This window comes from Comamonas composti DSM 21721 (genome assembly GCF_000429845.1).
GTDB lineage: Bacteria > Pseudomonadota > Gammaproteobacteria > Burkholderiales > Burkholderiaceae_C > Comamonas > Comamonas composti.
Genome location: NZ_AUCQ01000006.1, coordinates 252,927 through 270,719 on the forward strand (window position 1 = coordinate 252,927; position 17,793 = coordinate 270,719).

A 17,793-nucleotide genomic window follows, 5' to 3' on the forward strand; every position below is an offset into this window, starting at 1 on the left:
AGGCGCTCATGCTGTACATCACCAAAGACGGTCTTGTTGATGCCACAAAAATCATTATCAAGATTTTTCCACGAATCGAACGTGGAACAATGAATGCAGTCAATGGAATTGTGGTTCACCAAACTGGTGCTCCCATGGCATCGAGTACTTTCCATTCCTATTCGGACCTAAAAATAACACCAAATGGCGCACATTTTTTAATTGACAAGAATGGCACCATATATCAGACAGCATCGCTTTATAGAGTCACCAATCATGTTGGATTGATGCAGTCTCGCTGTTTGAACACCAAAAAGTGCACGCCAACTGAACTAAAGCATGCGCAGATTTTGATGACTAAAAAGCCCTTCATAGCAGCAGTGGAGGCTTTGCATAAAAGTGAAGAACAAAAAATTTGGCCCGACCGGTATCCTTCCAATGCCGACTCCATAGGCATAGAGTGCGTTGGCGAAGCTCCAGGGGATCCGAAAAAAGAAGTCTATGTCCCATTAACCGATGCACAACAAGATTCTCTAAAATGGTTAATCAAAGAACTTGTAGAAACATTGGGTGTTTCCATGCAAGAAGTCTATAGACATCCAGAAATTGGAAGAAAAAATGCAACCGAAGCGAGAACGGCACAATGGTAAGTTATAAAAATATTTTATTCACCCTCATTGCAGTTCTTTGTTTTTCCTCTCCGTCCCAGGCAACAGCAAGGAAAATCAATAATATAATCATTATTGAATCTGGATTAAATGCCAATCCAGAAATAGAGTATTTAAACAAGGGATGCGCCCTTTTCAAACCGACTATTAAGCAAATTAAAAACTATCTTTCAAAAGCTTACCCTGCTCCTAAACAATTTGGTTTGCATGAGCGATGGAGCTCATGTTATGCAAGTGGAACTGCCGAATTCGAGAATTTTGGAACGATTAAATGGACAGTCGGATCTGGGGGAGAGGGTGCAATCAAGTGGAACAACGATGAATACTCCTATGTTTTTTACAAACATAATCGCTGGTTTGACCCCACAGCTTGCACCTATGGACTAGGTGATAAAGGTGAGTGCTGACAGCGGTCAATTTTAATTTTTTTAGGAAATTTCTTGAAATCACATGGAGAACAAGAGACTTTTAAAAAGGCAAATATTTCCGTATGAAAACTCAACCAAAATAATAGAAAAAAATGGCATCACATAGAAAACTCCTATTAGCATCTACTGCGGCAGCATGCTTATTTACGACATTCCAGGCAACAGCCAGACAAATAAAAAGCATAAAGATTTTAGAATACGGAATAAATGCCAACCCAGAAATAAAGGAGTTAAACAAGGAATGCCTTCTTTTCAAGCCGAGCATCAAGCAGGTTAAAAACTATCTTTTAAAAGCTTACTCTGCACCTCGACGACTAAGCCATGAGCGATGGAGCTCATGTTACACAAGTGGGACTGCTGAATTCGAAGATTTTGGAAAAATCAACTGGACGATAGGATCGGGAGGAACGGGCGCCATCGAGTGGAGTGAAGATGAGTATGTTTATATTTTTTACAAATACAATCGCTGGCTTGACCCTACGGCTTGCACCTATGGCCTGGGCGATAAAGGTGAGTGCTAAAAGCAATATTTCCCAGAAAAACCCTATCCAGCATGGTATGAATACCATTCACAAAAGCATTAGGAACTTTCAGAAATCAACGCGTAAAAAAATAAACGACCACTCCCCAACGGATAAATGAACATGTTATTCATTAAAGAAATTATATTTTTCTTGATTTCAGCGCTCTGCTTTATTGCCCCGTCCCAGGCAAGCTCCAAACAAGTCAATAATATAGTGATTCTTGAATCCGGAAGAAACTCCAGCCCTGAAATAGAGGATTTGAACAAGAGGTGCGCTCTTTTCAAACCTACAGTCAAGCAGATTGAGAATTTTTTTCTTAAAGCTGATCTTGTGCCTCGCCGATTCGGCGAGCATGAACGGTGGAGCTCATGTTATGCAAGTGGAACCGCCTATTTCAACCATTTTGGAATCGCCGAGTGGACGATCAGATCAGGAGGAACTGGCTCAATCGAATGGTCTGAGGATGAAAACGCCTATTTTTTTCACAAAAGCAATGGCTGGTTTGATCCCACAGCTTGCACCTATGGACTGGGTGGTAAAGGCGAGTGCTGACAACTCTCTTTTTCAGGTCTTGCAGGCAATGCTCAGCCGGCATGCGCAGGCATTACGCTGATGCACTGGCCGCCATGTGGTGATCTGCCGCGCGCCAGTCCGGCCTGAGGGTCCGGCACGCTTTTCCCCCGGGCCTGCAAGGCGCTGCGGCATGCAATACAGTGCTGCGACCATGACAGCACTGCCTTCGTCCACCTCCCCCAACGCCCCAGCAATCGCGGCCCCGGCCAGCCAATGGCTGCTGGCTCTGAGTCTGCTGCTCATCGCCCTCAACCTGCGTCCGGTCTTCGGCAGTCTGTCCGTGGTGCTGCCCGAGGTCATGCGCGATACCGGCCTGTCCTCCAGCGGCGCCAGTTGGCTGACCACCTTGCCGATTCTGTGCCTGGGCCTGTTTTGCGTGCCCACGCCAGCGCTGGCGCGCCGCTTCGGCATGGAGCGCGTGCTGCTGGCCGCGCTGACGCTGATCGCCACGGGCACACTGCTGCGTGCTGCAGGCAGCCTGCCCATGCTGTTTGCCTCGGCCGTGCTCGCGGGTGCCGGCATCGCCATGAGCAATGTGCTGCTGCCCACGCTGATCAAGCGCAGCTTTGCCAGGCAGACTGCGCTCATGATGGGTCTCTACACCCTGGCCCTGTGCGCCGGCGCCTCGGCGGCGACCGCTCTCACCGTGCCCATGGAAATGCACTGGTTCGACGGCGCCTGGCCTTATGCGCTGGCCTTCTGGGCTTTGCCCGCGGTTGTGGCCTGGCTGGTCTGGGTGCCCCAGGCCGCGCGCCCCCCGGCCCAGCCCCAGGATGCAGGCAGCCCCAGGGCAGGTTTGCTGCGCAATGCCCTGGCCTGGCAGGTCACGCTGTTCATGGGCCTGCAATCGGCGCTGGCGTACATGGTCATGGGCTGGCTCGCCCCCATACTGCGCGAACGCGGCATCGACAGTGCCACGGCCGGCTATCTGGTGGCCATCTCGATTCTCATGCAGCTCGTGGCCAGCCTGTTCACCCCGCCGCTGGCCGCACGCCTGCGCGGGCAGAGCGGCCTGGCCCTGGGTCTTCTGAGCATGACCCTGGCCTCCTTTCTGGGTCTGCTGTGGGGGCCTGTCAGCGACCTGCTGTGGCTCTGGGCCGTGGTGCTCGGCCTGGGCCAGGGCGGCACATTTGCGCTGGCGCTCAGCATCATCGTGATGCGCAGCGGCAACGCCCAGATCACGGCCCAGCTTTCGGCCATGGCCCAGGGCTGGGGCTATACGCTGGCAGCGTTCGGCCCTCTGCTCGTAGGCATGCTGCGCGGCATCACGGGCAGCTACCTACCCACGGCCTGGCTGGTGATTGCGCTGAGCCTGGGTGCAGCCGTTGCGGGTTGGGGTGCGGGCCGCAATCTGCTGATCCAGCCCGATGCCGACCGGGACAAGACATGATCCATGCCTTTTAGCGCTAATTGAATTCATAGCTGCAAGCGCCTGCCACTCATGGATTTCAAGCACTTTTATGCCTGAGATCTAGGTATGGCAAGCGCTAACAGCTCCTTTTTATGAATGCACTGCAGCCGACCACACGCCAGCGCTGCCCGCATTGCGCACGTGCCCTGAAGACCTGCATCTGCGCTCTGGCCGTGCCCATTGCGCACTGCCTGGAGGTGCTGATACTCATGCACCCGCTGGAGGTGCACGAAGCCAAGGGCACGGGCCATTTGCTGCACGCCTGCCTGCCGCACAGCCGCCTGCTGATCGGCGAGCGCTTTGAGGCCGGCCTGCTGCACCAGGCCCTGCACGCCCCCTGGGAGCCTGGCGCACGGCCGCGCCACAGCCTGTTGCTGTATCCCGAGACCGATGTCCAGAACACCAGCCTGGGCCTGATCCAGCCCCCGGCCCTGCCCGCACCCTGGCCGTGCCAGCCCGAAGTGCTGCGCCTGGTCGTGCTCGACGGTACCTGGCGCAAAAGCCGCAAGATGCTGTTCATCAACCCTGGACTGCAATCCCTGCCGCGCCTGGCCCTGAGCGAGACACCGGCTTCGGCCTATGCGATACGCAAGGCCCATGCGCCAGGCCAGCTCTCCAGCTTCGAAGCCACGGCCCTGGCCCTGGCCCGATTGCAGGCCTGGCCGCCCGACGCAGCCCCCGTACGCCAGCTGGCCCAGGTGTTTGCAGCTTTCATCCAGAGCCAGCAGCGCCAGCGCAGCGCATAACCCCGGCCCGCCCACCCACGCATGATGCAGTGCCATGGCCCAGTGCCATGGCGCAGTACGTAAGAACGTGTTTACGATCTCCTCGGTACCGCGCCAGTGTCTGTGCGGGATGGGATGCAAGGCGCGACACCGCAGCAATAGCCGTGCTATTGCGAGGATTCGCAACGCTGCAGACCGCCCGCAAAGCCACTGGCCCGAAGGGTTGGAGCGAAATCGGGCTATTTTCTAGCGCTAAAGCTTGCTTGCACCCCGGTGCAAGCTGCGCCCCATCGCTTTGAACTCATCCCGATTGCGCTCCAACGCGGCAGCGTAGAGATCGTAAACACGTTCTAAGGCCATGGAGGACTGCGCATGCCCATTTGGCCCACCCCACTCCAAGGCATCTCCTACATGCCCCGGGTCCCGTCGACTACGGCCTCCAGCCGCTCATACGCATAACGTAGGAACCGAAGCGCATCGCTTCCACATCAAGCACTGACGCCAGCAGAACAGGTAGTCAAGACTATCCATCCGTTTCTGGCTTGACTGTCCACGGCAGCCATCTCGGTGCTTTCATTCCTCATCAACTGGAGAAAGTAATGACCACACCCAATACCGTATCTAGCATCATTTCCTCGGAACAGATCAACGGCACCCATGTGTACAACCCCAGCGGCGAGAAGCTGGGCACGGTGGAGAGTCTGAAGATCGACCGCCTGTCGGGTCAGGTCCGCTACGCCGTCATGGAGTTTGGCGGCTTCCTGGGCATAGGCACGGACCGCTATCCCCTGCCCTGGAGCACGCTCAAGTACAGCCCCGACCTGGGCGGCTACGTGGTCTCGCTCAGCAGGGATCAGCTGGAGAAGGCTCCGCGCTACGACCAGGGTGCCGCCCCCAGCTACAACGATGAGTACGGCCGCCGCGTCAACGACTACTACGGCGTGCCGTACATGTAAGCACGCTCTCAGTCCATTTCCAAATCAATCGATTACGCCAAGCTCTGGCCGCGCACTTGCAGGCATGCAGCCCGCACAGCTGAAAAGAGTCGTTTGATTTGGCTTTGGGAGCCAACCGTCGGGCAGCTCGTCCTGAGCTGCCCGACGGTTGCTCATGCTGCGGGCAAGCCCGCTGCGACTATCTGAGCGCCCGGTGAATCAGCCAGGCCGCATAGGCAGGCGCCAGGGCAAACAGCCCGAACAGCCAGACCGCCGCGCTTTGCGCACCGGCCACGCCGCCGGGCTGAGTCAGCCCCGCCATGTTAGCCACCAGGCCGGCCAGCGCCGCGCCCACGGCCATGCCATAGAGCTGCACCGTGGTGATCGCAGCCGAGGCCATGTCCTCCTGCCCCCTGGGCGCCACCGTGAGCACCCGCGTGAGCAGATGCGGCCAGCCCATGCCCACGCCCGCGCCCACACCGCCCAGCGCCAGGGCCAGCAGACCGAGCAGCCAGGCGGGCGACCAGGCCGCAGCATTCAGAGGGACCAGCACCCCCAGCGCCACCAGGCTGACCGCGCACAGCACGGGGCCTGCGCGCTGCAGCCTCAGTGTCATGACACCGCTGCGGCCCGAGGACAGCAGCGAGCCCGCGCTCCAGCCCGCAGCCATGGCCGCCGTCAGATAGCCCGCAGCCAGCGGCGACAGCCCATGCAGGGTCTGCAGAAAATACGGCACGAAGATCTCGGTGGTCGTGCCCAGCAGCAGCAAGGCCACGCAGGCATAGATGCCGCCCAGGGCCGTGCCCGTATCGGTTGCGCCATCGGGCAGCAGGCACACGCCGCGCCCGCCCTGGTTGCGCCGGTCCACCGCAATCGCCGCTGCGCCCAGACCCAGCCCCAGGGCCACGCCCAGGCCCTGCCACAGCAGCCGGGCGGACAGACTTCCCCCGGCCACGGCCAGAACCGAGGCCGCCAGCAAGGCGATCTGCAGCAAGGCCACCTGGGGCGTGTCTTGCTGACGCTCCGTCTTGCCGCGCAGCTGCCAGATGACCAGAAAGGCCTGCCAGGCCGCGACCGGCAGCAACGCCCAGAACGCCCAGCGCCAATGCCCGGCCTGGGCAAACAGGCCGCCCACGGCCGGCCCGCACAGCGTGGCCACGCCCCACATGCCCGAGACCAGAGCCACGGCACGCGGCCACAGGCGGGGAGCAAAGACCACGCGGATCAGCGCATAGCTGAGTGCGGCCAGCATGCCGCCGCCCAGGCCTTGCACGCTGCGGCCGGCCAGCAGCCAGGCCATGAAGGGCGCGCTCGCGCAGGCCGCCGAGCCCAGCACGAACAAGGCCAGGGCCAGCAGATAGGCGCCGCGCGGCCCGAGTGCCGCCAGAACGCGCACGGACAGCGCCGCGCCGATGATGGAGGCGACGACGAACAGCGTGGTACTCCAGGCATACCAGTCAAGGCCGCCGATGTCGGCCACCACCGAAGGCAGGACCGTGGTCACGATATGTACATTGATGGCGTGCAAGGCCACGCCCCCCGTCAAGGCCAGGGCCAGCCAGCCGTTGCGGCCGCTGAACAGCTGGCCCCAGGAAGCCGTGGTGTCGGAAGAAGAGGAAGTCATGGGGAATCGATAGCCAGAAAAGGCACCAAGGCCTATTATCCAAGTAGTTTCTTGTATATTATGAACACATCATGAATTACACAAGAGAAAACTTGGAGAATTCAGACACCCCCACTGCCGACCGTCTGCTGCAGCGCCTCAAGACCCAGGGCCCCACCACTACGGCCGAGATGGCTCAGGCCCTGGGCCTGACTGTCGAGGCCACACGCCAGCAGATACAAAAGCTCGTGGCCCAGGGCTGGCTGGCCGGCGAGCTTCAGGCCTCGGCCACGGCAGGCCGGCCGCGCCAGCGCTGGTTTCTCACATCTGCCGGCCACCAGCGCTTTCCCGATGCCCATGCCCAGCTCAGCGTGCAGCTGATCCAGCAGGTGCGCCAGGTGTTTGGCGAGCCGGGGCTGGAGCAGCTCATCGCCCGGCGCGAAGCCGAGATGCTGGACAGCTACCGCCAGCGCTGCCATGCCAGATCCCTGGGCCGGCGCCTGGAGCAACTGGCTGCTGTGCGCACCGAGGAAGGCTATATGGCGCGGCTGGAAGCCGATGGCAGAAGCTGGCTGCTCATAGAGGACCACTGCCCGATCTGCGCTGCGGCCCAGGCCTGCCAGAATTTTTGCCGCTCGGAGTTGCAGATCTTCCAGGCCATTGCAGGCCCCGGGGCCCGGGTGCAGCGCGAGCAGCATTTGCTTGCCGACGGCTCGCGCTGCGTCTATCGCATCGAGCCCATGACCCAGGCATGAGCGGACTCACCCCGACGCTGGCTCCAGACTGGCCGACAGCCAGCCGCGCAGGCTGTTGATGAAAGCCCAGGCCTGTACACGCCGCACATCCTGCAGCAGCACGACCTGCTCCTGCAGCCGCCCCTGCTCCAGCGCCAGGGCCCGCCCCACGCCGGGCAGCAGGCCGCAGGCCAGCGGCGGCGTGACCCAGCGGCCATCGAGATGCATGGCGAGGTTGCCACGCGTGGCTTCGGTGATCTCGCCATCCTCGTTGTAGAGCACGCTGTCGAAAATACCGGCCTGCGTGGGAGCAAACACTTCGTAATGTCCGCGCCGCGAGGTCTTGAACGCCACCCAGGGCCCGCGCGCCACGGCATTCTCCATGGGCCTGGCCGCCAACTCCAGGCGCACCGGCGCCGGCGTGGGCGGCAAGACCACAGCCTGGGTGTGCACCAGGCCTGCGCCATCCAGCGCCAGGCGCACGCGCCAGTCGCCATGCGCATGGGCCTGGCCCAGCGCCTGCAGCGCCCGTGCCAGGGCCTCCCCGGGCCAGGGCCGGGAAAAGTGCAGGGCCGCAGCCTGCATGCGCGCCAGATGGCGGTCGAGGTTGAGGAAAGCGCCGCTGCGCAACGCCAGGGTTTCGATAATTTCAAAGTCCATGGGCACTCATACCTTGGAGAGAAAGGCGCGCTTGTGCTGCCACTCCAGCCACTCCGCATCGGCACCGGACCCCGAGGTGATGCCGCTGCCGATGCCGCAGCGCACGACAGCGCCCTCGACCTGGGCCGTGCGTATGGGCACATTGAAGGTGGCATGCAGGCGGCCGGGCTCCGCGCCGGGCCGCACCAGGCCCAGGGCGCCGCAGTACACGCCGCGCGGCCCGGATTCGAGCTCGCGTATGAGCTTCATGGCCTGCAGCTTGGGAGCACCCGTGATCGAGCCACAGGGAAACAAGGCCTGAAAGACATCGGCCAGGCGGGTGCCGGCGCGCGTCCTCGCCTCCACATCGGAAGTCATCTGCCATACCGCAGGCAAGGCTTCGGCATGGAACAGGCGGGGCACCTTCACGCTATGGGGCTCGGCAATGCGCGAAACATCGTTGCGCAACAGGTCCACGATCATCACGTTCTCGGCCCTCTCCTTGGGAGAGGCCAGCATGGCCTGCAGGCTCGCCTGGTCCTGCGCAGGCGTTGCGCCGCGCGCGGCCGTGCCCTTCATGGGCCGCGTGAGCAACCGGTGCCCATCCCAGTCGAAGAACAGCTCGGGCGAGGCCGACAGCATCTGCTCCTCGCCACTGTCCACGCAGGCCAGATAGCCCGAGGGCTGGGCCGCGCGCATGGCCGCGAACAAGGCCAGGTTCTGCTGCGGCGACGGTGCATGCAGCAGGCCCTGGAACTGGGCGGTGTAGTTGATCTGGTAGCAGTCTCCGGCCGCGATCGCTTCCTGGATGCGTGCAATCGCCGCATCGAACGCCGGACGCTCCAGCCCCGGCTGCCATTGAACCAGAGGATGCGCGCAAACCGGCAGCGTCGCAGGCCAGTCGCCTGGCCCCTCGAACAGCGCAAACCAGGCCAGCGGCTTGCCGGGCGCAGTCGCATGCACGGCCTGGGCATAGACGGGATCGAAGGCTGCAGCCGCTTCGTAGCGCAGCCAGCCCAGACACCACAGGCCGGATTCGGCAGCCTGCTGCACCTCATGCAGCAGCGGCACCACCTGGCTCAGCCCATGCGCGGCGAGCACGCGCAGCGGGCGGGCAAAGGCATGGCGCATCCTGGGTGCCAGGGCATGGCGCGGATCGGGAAAATCGACGAGAAAATTCACAAAAATAGCTTGCAGCGCTTCAACAACATGCGCAGCAAGCTATTTTATAGATAGCAAAAAAGGCCGACCCAATGTCCGCGAGCAGGCCTGTGTCTTTTGCTTACTCTCCGGCCACAGGGCCTTGCGACTGCAGCTTGGCCACGGCTTCACGATAGGCCGGGCCCTGGCGCAGTTGCTGGTAGCGCTCCAGACTTTGCTGGTAGGCAGGCGAGTCCACGATCTCGGGCACGGCCGAGGCCGAAGGCAGATAGGTCATGCCGGCGCGATGCCACATCTCCAGATCGGCCTGCACTTCGGCACGGCTCAAACCAGCCTTGCTGACGGTGGAGATTTCGGCCTGCTGGGCCATGGCCGAGCCAGCAACACCCAGGGCAACAACGGCGAGCACGGAATAAAGAGTACGCATATCCAGTCCTTTCAAGCGGTGAATGCAGGAAGCTGCATCCGACATGGCTCTACTGTGCGCCATGGGCCCGCCCGCGGTCTGTGCGTTTTCTCACGCCCTACGACAAATATACAGAAACATCAATCCTGGTTTTACGCTCTTGCCAAATCATCGACTTCAGCGCGCATCCTCAAGCAAGACGCGCAGGCCTTCGACATGGCAGATGCGCAGCTGACGCCCTTCGCGGCGCAGCAGGCCCAGGCGCATGAGGCGCGACATCTCTCGCGCCACCTCTTCGCGGCTGGTGCCCAGCAGCAAGGCCAGATCGCTTTGCCTGGGCGCAGGCGACAGCAGGGCCTGCCCCTCGCTGACGCCTGCGCGCTCCGCCAGCAGCAGCAGGCGCGCATGCAGTCGGCTGCGCACGCTCAGGGTTCCAAGATCCACCACGCGCTGCGCCAGCGTGGTCGCCAGATTGCTGAGGCGGTTGATGAAGGAGCGCAGCACCGAGGGCTCGTTCATGAGCAGCTTTTCCACGTCCTCATGCGAGAGCGAGGCCACGAGGCTGGACTCGCTGGCCTCGACGACCAGGGACATGTTCAAGGCCTCGCACTCCGCAGGCAGGCCGCCGAAGAAGCGTCCCGGCTCGATCTCGCCCAACATCAGCCCCCTGCCGCTGGCGGTGTACGAGATCACGCGCAGGCCGCCGCTGATCAGCATGTACAGGCGCTGATCCTGCCACGGGCCCTGCACGGTCTGCAAAGCATTGAGCTGCTGCCAGTTGCACTGCTCGGCCAGCTCGGCCAGGCGCTGATCGGACAGGGATTGCAGTATGACAACCTGTCTCAGCCCTTGCCAGGCAACCGGTTGATCGTGCAAGCCCGCGGTGTGGGCGTAAGAGTTCACAGAATCATCGTCCAGGACTTGGCGCAATAACGGGGCGGCAATGGGCACAGAGCCGGTCTCGGCACATGGTAGCAAGTCTCGCCAGCCCGCGCTCTGCGGCGCAAACCGCCCTGGAACCGGCCATGGAGCCTGCTTGCGCTCCCTACGCTGGCGCGCTGGGCAGCCCAGCAATGAAATTGCGCTTGCTCTTGTACTGCGTGCGCAGGCTCTGCAGCCAGGCCTGGCCCTGGTCTTGCGGCAGGCGTTTCAGGACCTCGGCCACCAGCTCCAAAGGCCTGGCATAAGGGGAGCTCGCCATGTCCATGACTGTGCCCAACACCTGTTGCAGCAGGCTTGCGGCCTCCCCCTCTTGCGGCTTTGGCAGCTTGTAGGCCAGGGCCTCCAGGGCCTGGACAGAGCACACGTTCCGGCCCGGCTGAACCAGGGCCAGGGCCGCCTGCAGCTCCCCATCGGCCATGAGCCACTGCACACGCGTTCTCACATTCGGCAGCACAGCCTGTCTGCCTGAAGCCCGCTTGCGCTCGACCTTGACCTCGGCCTGTTCGCACTGCTCGGCCCAGGCAAACAGCTCGGCTCTGTAGGCGGCGCGATCGCGCCCCGCGCGCTCGGCAGCAGCCAGCGTGGCACGGTAGGCCTGTACATCCGGGAATTCCTGCAGGCGCTTGCGGTGGATGGCCAGCGCCTCGTCATCCCACCCGTCGCGCTCATAGCAGCGCAGCAAGGCATCCTCGCAGAATCGGCTGCGCGGCTGCCTCTGCACGCCGGCCTGCGCCCACTGCAGGGCCTCACGATGCCAGCCCTGGTTTTCGCAGAGCTGGATCAGTTCGATATGGTCATTCTCGGTCTCGGCGCTCGAGGCCATGGCCTGCAGCAGGGCACGCGGATCGTCCTCGGCAGCAATGCTTCTCAGATAACGGCTGCGCAGGATTTCGCGCTGGCTGTCATAACCCGTGTCATGGCGGCTTCTGGCGTCGTTCTTTCTGGGATGGCTGCTTTGCCAGGCTTGCCAGTCTGCGCGCGCACGCTCGGCATAGCGGGCCCGGACGGCCGGGCCGGCAGCAGCCAGCAATGTGGACTCGGACCACGAACCCCAGGGGTCGGCCTCCATGAGCTTGAACCAGCGGTCCAGCCAAGCGGCAGGCGGTGGGCTGGCACGCAAAGCTTCCAGGAGCAGGGCTTGCACTTCGTCCACCAGGGCGCCCAGATCGCCGTCGGAGTCATCGGCGTTCTCGGCCACCTTGTATACGCACAGCAGAACATGCTCGCACAGCTCGCGCCCCATGGCTGCATCGCGCTCCAGCCAGGGCCGCACCAGGTCCAGCGCTGCGGCTGCGCGCCGCGCATAGGCACTGGACTGCTTCCAGTCCAGGTACTGACGCCTGTCGCGCAGCAATTCGGTCAATGTGCTGCGCAAGGCCTTGGCATCGTTGCCGACATTGCCGCTTGCGGCCCAGGCCTTGAGTTCGGCCATGCAGTCACGATCCTGCTCGGCCCAGGCCCACAAGCGCTGGGCCAGGGCCTCGGCGCTTTGCCCGAACACAAAGCGCTGCAAGGCCTGGCCACGCTCGGCCTGGGTGCGCGCACGCTTGGCTGCGGCGGCGATCTTGCGTGCGGCCTGATCGTCATGCGCGGGCACCTCGCCGCCCAGCAGGCCGCGCCAGGCCAGGCATACGGCCACCATGTGCTTGCAGAAGTTGCCACCCCGGGCATGCGGGCAGTCGCACTCGGCATCGAGCTCATGCGCGTCATCGATGAGCACGCGCACCTGATAGGCCTGGGTGCCGTGTACCACGGCCTGCATGACGGCCTGCTCTGCAGTTGCGGACTTGCCGGTCTTGATCGACTCGATGACGCCGCTGGCCGCATAGTCCTGGCCGCGCTCGAACACGGCGACGCCGCTGAGCTTGCACAAAGCCTTGTCGGACAGAAGCTCCAGCCAGGCGCTGGGGTCGGAAGTTGAAGTCATGGAATTTTGATCAAAAACGCCTCAAACCCTTATGCAGAGCGCGCAGGCAGCTATCAAAATGAATAGCCCTCAGGCAGCGCCCAGGTGCGGCACCAGGGCCGAGGCCGCAGTTTGGCCCCGGGCCTTGAGCGCAGCCGTGAAGTCCAGCATGCGGTCTATGGGCCTGCGCGCCTGTGGAATCAGGGACTCGGGCACATGGATCTGGTTGGCCCCGGTCTCGAGCACACGCGCCACATCGGCCAGCGCATTCATGGCCATCCACGGGCAATGCGCGCAGCTCTTGCAGGTGGCGCTGCTGCCGGCCGTGGGCGCCTCGATGAAGCGCTTGTGCGGCAGCAGCTGGCGCAGCTTGTGCAGCATGCCGCTGTCGGTGGCGACGATGAATTCATCGGCCGGCATCTCGCTTGCGGCCTTGAGGATGGCCGAGGTCGAGCCCACAGCGTCGGCCAGGGCCACGACATCGGCCGGGCTCTCGGGATGCACCAGCACCCTGGCCCGGGGATGCTCTTTCTTGAGCGCTTCCAGCTCGAAGGCCTTGAACTCGTCATGGACGATGCAGGCGCCGTTCCACAGCAGCATGTCGGCCCCGGTCTGCTGCTGTATGTAGCCGCCCAGGTGGCGGTCGGGCGCCCAGAGAATCTTGTGGCCTGCGGCCTTGAGTGCGCCCACCACTTCCAGCGCGCAACTCGATGTGACCAGCCAATCGGCACGCGCCTTGACCTCGGCGCTGGTGTTCGCATAGACGACCACGGTGCGGTCCGGGTGCTGATCGCAAAACGCCGAAAACTCGGCTGCCGGGCAGCCCAGGTCCAGCGAGCAGGTGGCCTCGAGGTCGGGCATGAGCACGGTCTTCTCGGGCGACAGGATCTTGGCCGTCTCGCCCATGAAGCGCACGCCCGAGACCACCAAAGTCCGGGCCTGGTGATCTCGGCCAAAACGCGCCATCTCCAGCGAATCGCTGACGATGCCACCGGTCTCCTCGGCCAGATCCTGCAGATCGGGATGCACGTAGAAGTGCGAGACCATGACCGCATTGCGCGCGCGCAGCAGCCCGCGAATGCGCTGCTTGAGCTCTGCACGCTCGGCCTGGGAAGGCTCGGGCGGCACGCGTGCCCAGGCATGGCGCGTGGAGCAGGTGCCGGGAGCGCCCGCATCCAGCGGCAATTCATATTCCACGGCCTTGCGCGGCTGCATCTGGGGTGGGAGCAATGCCTGGTTCATGAGCCAGCCTTCAAGTTGAATCGGACATCGGCTCCAGGCCGTGCAGCCATGGCTGTAAAAGTCATTCCAATCTCACTGCGGTTTTTCATGGGGCCCACAGCATAGCCGTATCGCATAGACTTGCGCCCGTTTGTGTTCATCTGTGAAAGCCGCCATGACCTCTCCAGCACAGCCCGTATCCGGAACACCTTACGGAACCATTCCTCCGGCTTCGCCCCTCCCCGGGCGCCGTCCCGTCAGCCTGCCCCGGCTTGCGCAAATGCGTGCCGCCGGCGAGAAGATCACCATGCTCACGGCCTATGACGCAACCTTTGCGGCCGTGGCCGATGCAGCCGGCGTGGAATGCATCCTGGTCGGCGACTCGCTGGGCATGGTCTGCGAAGGCCTGCACAGCACGGTGGGCGTAAGCCTTGAAACCATGTGTCACCACACGGCCAGCGTGGCCCGGGGCCTGCACCGCGTACAGGGCACGGCCTGGCTGATTGCCGACCTGCCTTATGGCACCTACCACGAATCCCGCGAGCAAGCCATGCGCAGCGCCTGTGCGCTCATGCAGGCCGGCGCCCACATGGTCAAGCTCGAAGGCGGCGGCTGGACCGCCTCCACGGTGCAATTCCTCGTCGAGCGCGGCGTTCCCGTCTGCGCCCACCTGGGCCTGACGCCGCAAACCGTGCATGCCCTGGGTGGCTACCGCGTACAAGGCAAGGACGATCTGGCTGCAGCCACGCTGCGCCGCCAGGCGCTGGAGCTGCAGGAGGCCGGCGCCTCCATGCTGGTGCTGGAAATGGTGCCTGCCCTGCTGGCCGGCGAGCTCACGCAAAAACTGCAGCACTGCCACACGATTGGCATTGGCGCAGGCAACGGCACGGCTGGTCAGGTGCTGGTCTTGCACGACATGCTGGGCATGAACCTGGGCAAGATGGCGCGCTTCGTGCACAACTTCATGGAGGAGGCCGGCAGCATCAAGGGTGCCATGCAGGCCTATGTGCAAGCCGTCAAGGATGGGCGCTTTCCCGACAACAGCAAGCACGCCTGGTAAGCGGACCGAGCCCCTCTCATGCAAATCGTTCACACCCTTGCCGAGCTGCGCTCGGCGCTTACGGGGCGCGGCCGCCCGGCCTTCGTGCCCACCATGGGCAATCTGCACCCAGGCCACCTGTCCCTGGTGGAGCGCGCCCGGGAGCTGGGCGAGATCTGCGTGGCCAGCATCTTCGTCAACCGCCTGCAGTTTCTGCCACACGAGGACTTCGACAGCTACCCGCGTACCTGGGAGGCCGACTGCCAGAAGCTGCGCGACGCCGGCTGCCACATCCTGTTCGCACCGCGCGAGCAAGATCTCTACCCCGAGCCCCAGACCTACCGGATCCAGCCCGACCCCGCCCTGGCCGACATCCTCGAAGGCGAATTCAGGCCCGGCTTTTTCACGGGCGTATGCACCGTGGTCATGAAGCTGTTCTCGGCCGTGTTCGCCACCACGGGCGGCGGTGTCGCGGTCTTCGGCAAGAAGGACTACCAGCAGCTTATGGTCGTACGCCGCATGGTCCAGCAGTTCGCGCTGCCCGTGGAGGTGGTCGCGGTCGACACCGCACGCGCCGAGGATGGCCTGGCCCTGAGCTCGCGCAACGGCTATCTGAGTGAAGCGCAGCGCCAGCAGGCCATGGCCTTGTCCCTGGTCCTGCAGGAGCTGGCCCGGGCCGCGCGCTCAGGGAGCGTCCCCCTGGCCGAACTCGAAGCCCGGGCCATGCACGAGCTCGCGGCCAAGGGCTGGGAACCCGACTATCTGAGCGTGCGCCAGCGCCATGACCTATGCCCGCCCGCTGACGCCCAGGCGCTGACCGAAGCACCGCTGGTCGCACTCGGCGCCGCCCGGCTGGGATCGACCCGGTTGATCGACAACCTGGAGTTCTGAGAACGTGTTCACAGCATCTGCAGTCCGCGAAGCTGCAGCCCCGCCATGGCCTGCACGCCAGCGGCCACCCAGCGCATAACCACCTTGATAGGCGCCTCGCAGGCAGCGCCTGCCGGCGCGCCTTTCATGCCTCAGAGCGAGTTCACGATCTCAGGCCCGCGCAGCCAGTCCTGAAGCACATCCCCGCAGCCCATGGAGCATGGGTAATCTCCCAGATATTCATACTCTTCAAAGAATGAATATCTTCTGGGCCGGATCTGTTTGCGCGCGATTGTTGATGATATTCATCCCCTCATCAATATGAATTCAGCAAGCCCGGAAATAAATCAAATAGCCGTCATATACAAATGAATTTAGGAAATTTCCTAAGCACAGGAAATGATTCATCTGCTACTCAAGATCTCGACCAGTTAGGACTATTCTGATTTTCAGCAGGAACTGTATCTTTCTCATTTTTTCTAATTACAATTTTTTCACTCCAAGCTGAAATCTATGATGCTTTTGGAGTTCCGGTTCGAGTCAAATATATGAGGTTTCAAATGAAAAAAGTCTATACCGCTATTAGCGCCATCGCCTGCTGCTTCGCCGCAATCGGCTCTGCCAATGCAGCAGAAAGCATGAAGGGCACGATTCAGTTCAAGGGTGCCATCAGCGCTGAAAGCTGCTATATCCAGTCGTCGATTGGCGATACCAACTCGGTCCTGGTTTCCATGGGCACGATCAACACGGCCCAGGTGGGTACGGTTGCCGCCCCCATCTTCACCACGGGTGCCGGCCTGTCGCAAGGCGACTTCAACGTCGTCTGCAAGAACGACGCCAAGGTTTCCATGACCCTGAACGCCAGCCAGGCCGAAGTGGACGCTACCGGCCACGTCATGCGTGTGAACAACGGCGTGCCCAACGAAGGCTATGCACAGAACGTGGGCATTGCGCTGTACCCCTCCAGCAGCTCGTCGAATGCCTACGACCTCACCAGCACCAAGCTGCTGGACAACGTGAGCGTCGATGCCGGTGCCCAGGTCAACGTGAAATTCAGCGCAGCCTATGTGCAAAACGGCGCCGGCCAGCCCAGCGCCGGCCAGGCCAACGCCACCTTGCCTTTCGTGCTGGAAATCCAATAAGCCCAGCAGCTGCTGAAGTGAATGTCACCATGCGGCTGCATGGTGGCTTCTCCAAAAGAGGGAAATACGCATGCGAGGCATGTTTTTAAAGATCGGCTTGGCATGCCTGGTATTTACTGCACCGGTAGCCCAGGCCACCATGGTGCTCAATACTTCCCGCGTCATCATTCAAAACGGCAAGAACGAGTCCTCATTCGGCATCAGGAATCTTGATCCGAGAAACCAGTTTCTTGCCCAGTCCTGGCTGACACCGGCTTTTGCCGACGATACGGTCGAGCACTTTTCGCTCACGCCCCAGCTGGTCCAGGTCAATGGTGGTGCGGAACAGCTGGTCCGTATTCTCTACGAGGGAGTAGGACTTCCTCAGGACAGGGAATCCATGCTCTGGCTCAATGTCCAGGAGATTCCCAAGATAGGCGAAGAAACCACGGCCATGAGATTTTCTGTACTGCAGAGAATCAAGGTTTTCTACAGGCCCAAGGAAATACAGGGAAGTTCGCTGGCCGCCAATTCAGGCATTGAATGGAAGCTTGACCAAGGGAAACTCCATGTGAGCAATCCCAGCATGTTCCACGTCACGGTTATCGATCTGAGCCTTTCAGGTAAAAGCCTGATGGATGCACTGGTGCTACCCCCAGACTCCATGAAGGATATTTCCCTGAGCAATGAACAGCAGGCCGCACTGCGCAACAACCAAGCGATCAAATACTCCACGGTCAATGATTATGGAGCCCATGACCGCTATCAAACGACACTGATTGAAGGCAATCCTCAAAAAGGTGTCAACCAATAAATCTGAACCGGCTTGAGATTTCATCTCAAGCTTGGTCAAATGCATTTCCGGGGATTCAGGTGTATATCTGCAAATATGCGCTCAATCATTTTGA

Annotated in this window: 19 protein-coding genes; 12 read left to right on the forward strand and 7 right to left on the reverse strand. The window is 61.6% G+C overall.

All coding sequences use genetic code 11. The features are described 5' to 3' along the window. The first annotated feature begins 8 nt into the window (after positions 1–8). The 7 genes from G486_RS23375 (at position 9) to G486_RS0106185 (ending at position 5,264) form a co-directional block, all read left to right on the forward strand. Entirely contained in the window at positions 9–629 is a 621-nt protein-coding gene (locus G486_RS23375; protein WP_084455077.1) for a peptidoglycan recognition protein family protein, read from the forward strand. After that, positions 623–1,054 carry a hypothetical protein gene (locus G486_RS23940; RefSeq protein WP_156919914.1) on the forward strand — a complete coding sequence of 144 codons (432 nt, stop codon included), beginning with the start codon at positions 623–625 and terminating at the stop codon, positions 1,052–1,054. Before G486_RS23375 ends, G486_RS23940 begins: the two co-directional genes overlap by 7 nt. A 113-nt stretch (positions 1,055–1,167) precedes the next feature. Further along, a complete protein-coding gene (locus G486_RS23945; protein ID WP_156919916.1) occupies positions 1,168–1,596 on the forward strand; it encodes a hypothetical protein in 429 nt (142 codons plus the stop codon). Between the two features lie 123 nt (positions 1,597–1,719). Next, a complete protein-coding gene (locus G486_RS23950; RefSeq protein ID WP_156919918.1) occupies positions 1,720–2,151 on the forward strand; it encodes a hypothetical protein in 432 nt (143 codons plus the stop codon). Positions 2,152–2,323: 172 nt separating this feature from the next. Further along, a complete protein-coding gene (locus G486_RS21655) occupies positions 2,324–3,562 on the forward strand; it encodes a CynX/NimT family MFS transporter (RefSeq protein WP_245587255.1) in 1,239 nt (412 codons plus the stop codon). 113 nt (positions 3,563–3,675) lie between these two features. Next, positions 3,676–4,329, forward strand: a complete 654-nt coding sequence (locus tag G486_RS0106180; RefSeq protein ID WP_027014755.1) for a tRNA-uridine aminocarboxypropyltransferase — start codon at positions 3,676–3,678, stop codon at positions 4,327–4,329. 578 nt (positions 4,330–4,907) lie between these two features. Continuing rightward, entirely contained in the window at positions 4,908–5,264 is a 357-nt protein-coding gene (locus G486_RS0106185) for a PRC-barrel domain-containing protein (protein ID WP_027014756.1), read from the forward strand. 178 nt (positions 5,265–5,442) lie between these two features. Here G486_RS0106185 and G486_RS0106190 read toward each other — a convergent pair whose 3' ends face one another. Beyond that, positions 5,443–6,867 (reverse strand): MFS transporter, encoded by a 1,425-nt coding sequence (locus G486_RS0106190; protein WP_027014757.1) that lies wholly within the window; start codon positions 6,865–6,867, stop codon positions 5,443–5,445. 92 nt (positions 6,868–6,959) lie between these two features. On the opposite strand from G486_RS0106190, the gene G486_RS0106195 reads away from it, so the two are divergent. After that, positions 6,960–7,601 (forward strand): helix-turn-helix transcriptional regulator, encoded by a 642-nt coding sequence (locus G486_RS0106195; protein ID WP_342667331.1) that lies wholly within the window; start codon positions 6,960–6,962, stop codon positions 7,599–7,601. Positions 7,602–7,607: 6 nt separating this feature from the next. On the opposite strand, the gene G486_RS24490 is transcribed toward G486_RS0106195, so the two are convergent. The 6 genes from G486_RS24490 to nadA all read right to left on the reverse strand — a co-directional run bounded on the left by G486_RS24490 (position 7,608) and on the right by nadA (position 13,876). After that, on the reverse strand, positions 7,608–8,240 hold the full coding sequence (locus tag G486_RS24490) for an aminotransferase class IV (RefSeq protein ID WP_034386763.1): 633 nt from the start codon (positions 8,238–8,240) through the stop codon (positions 7,608–7,610). A 6-nt stretch (positions 8,241–8,246) separates the two neighbouring features. Then, positions 8,247–9,401 (reverse strand): chorismate-binding protein, encoded by a 1,155-nt coding sequence (locus G486_RS24495; protein WP_027014760.1) that lies wholly within the window; start codon positions 9,399–9,401, stop codon positions 8,247–8,249. Between the two features lie 100 nt (positions 9,402–9,501). After that, positions 9,502–9,807 (reverse strand): DUF4148 domain-containing protein, encoded by a 306-nt coding sequence (locus G486_RS0106210; RefSeq protein ID WP_027014761.1) that lies wholly within the window; start codon positions 9,805–9,807, stop codon positions 9,502–9,504. Positions 9,808–9,963: 156 nt separating this feature from the next. Continuing rightward, on the reverse strand, positions 9,964–10,689 hold the full coding sequence (locus G486_RS0106215) for a Crp/Fnr family transcriptional regulator (RefSeq protein WP_051303225.1): 726 nt from the start codon (positions 10,687–10,689) through the stop codon (positions 9,964–9,966). Between the two features lie 142 nt (positions 10,690–10,831). Further along, complete coding sequence (locus G486_RS0106220) at positions 10,832–12,655, reverse strand: SWIM zinc finger family protein (RefSeq protein WP_027014763.1); 1,824 nt, start codon at positions 12,653–12,655, stop codon at positions 10,832–10,834. A 69-nt stretch (positions 12,656–12,724) separates the two neighbouring features. Continuing rightward, on the reverse strand, positions 12,725–13,876 hold the full coding sequence (gene nadA, locus G486_RS0106225; RefSeq protein ID WP_407059789.1) for a quinolinate synthase NadA: 1,152 nt from the start codon (positions 13,874–13,876) through the stop codon (positions 12,725–12,727). Between the two features lie 154 nt (positions 13,877–14,030). Between nadA and panB the strand changes: the two genes are divergently transcribed. From panB to G486_RS0106250, 4 genes are all read left to right on the forward strand, one after another. After that, a complete protein-coding gene (gene panB, locus G486_RS0106230) occupies positions 14,031–14,915 on the forward strand; it encodes a 3-methyl-2-oxobutanoate hydroxymethyltransferase (protein WP_027014765.1) in 885 nt (294 codons plus the stop codon). A gap of 18 nt (positions 14,916–14,933) precedes the next feature. Then, positions 14,934–15,785 (forward strand): pantoate--beta-alanine ligase, encoded by an 852-nt coding sequence (panC, locus tag G486_RS0106235; protein ID WP_027014766.1) that lies wholly within the window; start codon positions 14,934–14,936, stop codon positions 15,783–15,785. A gap of 617 nt (positions 15,786–16,402) precedes the next feature. Beyond that, positions 16,403–16,906, forward strand: coding sequence for a fimbrial protein (locus tag G486_RS0106245; RefSeq protein WP_051303198.1), 504 nt, complete (start codon positions 16,403–16,405; stop codon positions 16,904–16,906). 70 nt (positions 16,907–16,976) lie between these two features. Then, complete coding sequence (locus G486_RS0106250) at positions 16,977–17,699, forward strand: fimbrial biogenesis chaperone (RefSeq protein ID WP_084455080.1); 723 nt, start codon at positions 16,977–16,979, stop codon at positions 17,697–17,699. Positions 17,700–17,793: the final 94 nt, after the last annotated feature.

Bases quoted from the DNA above. Each gene is read 5' to 3' on its own strand.
- G486_RS0106190 (WP_027014757.1), bottom strand. From the start codon at position 6,867: ATGACTTCCTCTTCTTCCGACACCACGGCTTCCTGGGGCCAGCTGTTC.
- G486_RS0106210 (WP_027014761.1), bottom strand. From the start codon at position 9,807: ATGCGTACTCTTTATTCCGTGCTCGCCGTTGTTGCCCTGGGTGTTGCT.
- G486_RS0106245 (WP_051303198.1), top strand. From the start codon at position 16,403: ATGAAGGGCACGATTCAGTTCAAGGGTGCCATCAGCGCTGAAAGCTGC.
- G486_RS21655 (WP_245587255.1), top strand. From the start codon at position 2,324: ATGACAGCACTGCCTTCGTCCACCTCCCCCAACGCCCCAGCAATCGCG.
- G486_RS0106250 (WP_084455080.1), top strand. From the start codon at position 16,977: ATGCGAGGCATGTTTTTAAAGATCGGCTTGGCATGCCTGGTATTTACT.
- G486_RS23950 (WP_156919918.1), top strand. From the start codon at position 1,720: ATGTTATTCATTAAAGAAATTATATTTTTCTTGATTTCAGCGCTCTGC.
- G486_RS23945 (WP_156919916.1), top strand. From the start codon at position 1,168: ATGGCATCACATAGAAAACTCCTATTAGCATCTACTGCGGCAGCATGC.
- panC (WP_027014766.1), top strand. From the start codon at position 14,934: ATGCAAATCGTTCACACCCTTGCCGAGCTGCGCTCGGCGCTTACGGGG.
- G486_RS0106185 (WP_027014756.1), top strand. From the start codon at position 4,908: ATGACCACACCCAATACCGTATCTAGCATCATTTCCTCGGAACAGATC.
- nadA (WP_407059789.1), bottom strand. From the start codon at position 13,876: ATGAACCAGGCATTGCTCCCACCCCAGATGCAGCCGCGCAAGGCCGTG.
- G486_RS23940 (WP_156919914.1), top strand. From the start codon at position 623: ATGGTAAGTTATAAAAATATTTTATTCACCCTCATTGCAGTTCTTTGT.
- G486_RS23375 (WP_084455077.1), top strand. From the start codon at position 9: ATGCTGTACATCACCAAAGACGGTCTTGTTGATGCCACAAAAATCATT.
- G486_RS24490 (WP_034386763.1), bottom strand. From the start codon at position 8,240: ATGGACTTTGAAATTATCGAAACCCTGGCGTTGCGCAGCGGCGCTTTC.
- G486_RS0106180 (WP_027014755.1), top strand. From the start codon at position 3,676: ATGAATGCACTGCAGCCGACCACACGCCAGCGCTGCCCGCATTGCGCA.
- G486_RS0106220 (WP_027014763.1), bottom strand. From the start codon at position 12,655: ATGACTTCAACTTCCGACCCCAGCGCCTGGCTGGAGCTTCTGTCCGAC.
- panB (WP_027014765.1), top strand. From the start codon at position 14,031: ATGACCTCTCCAGCACAGCCCGTATCCGGAACACCTTACGGAACCATT.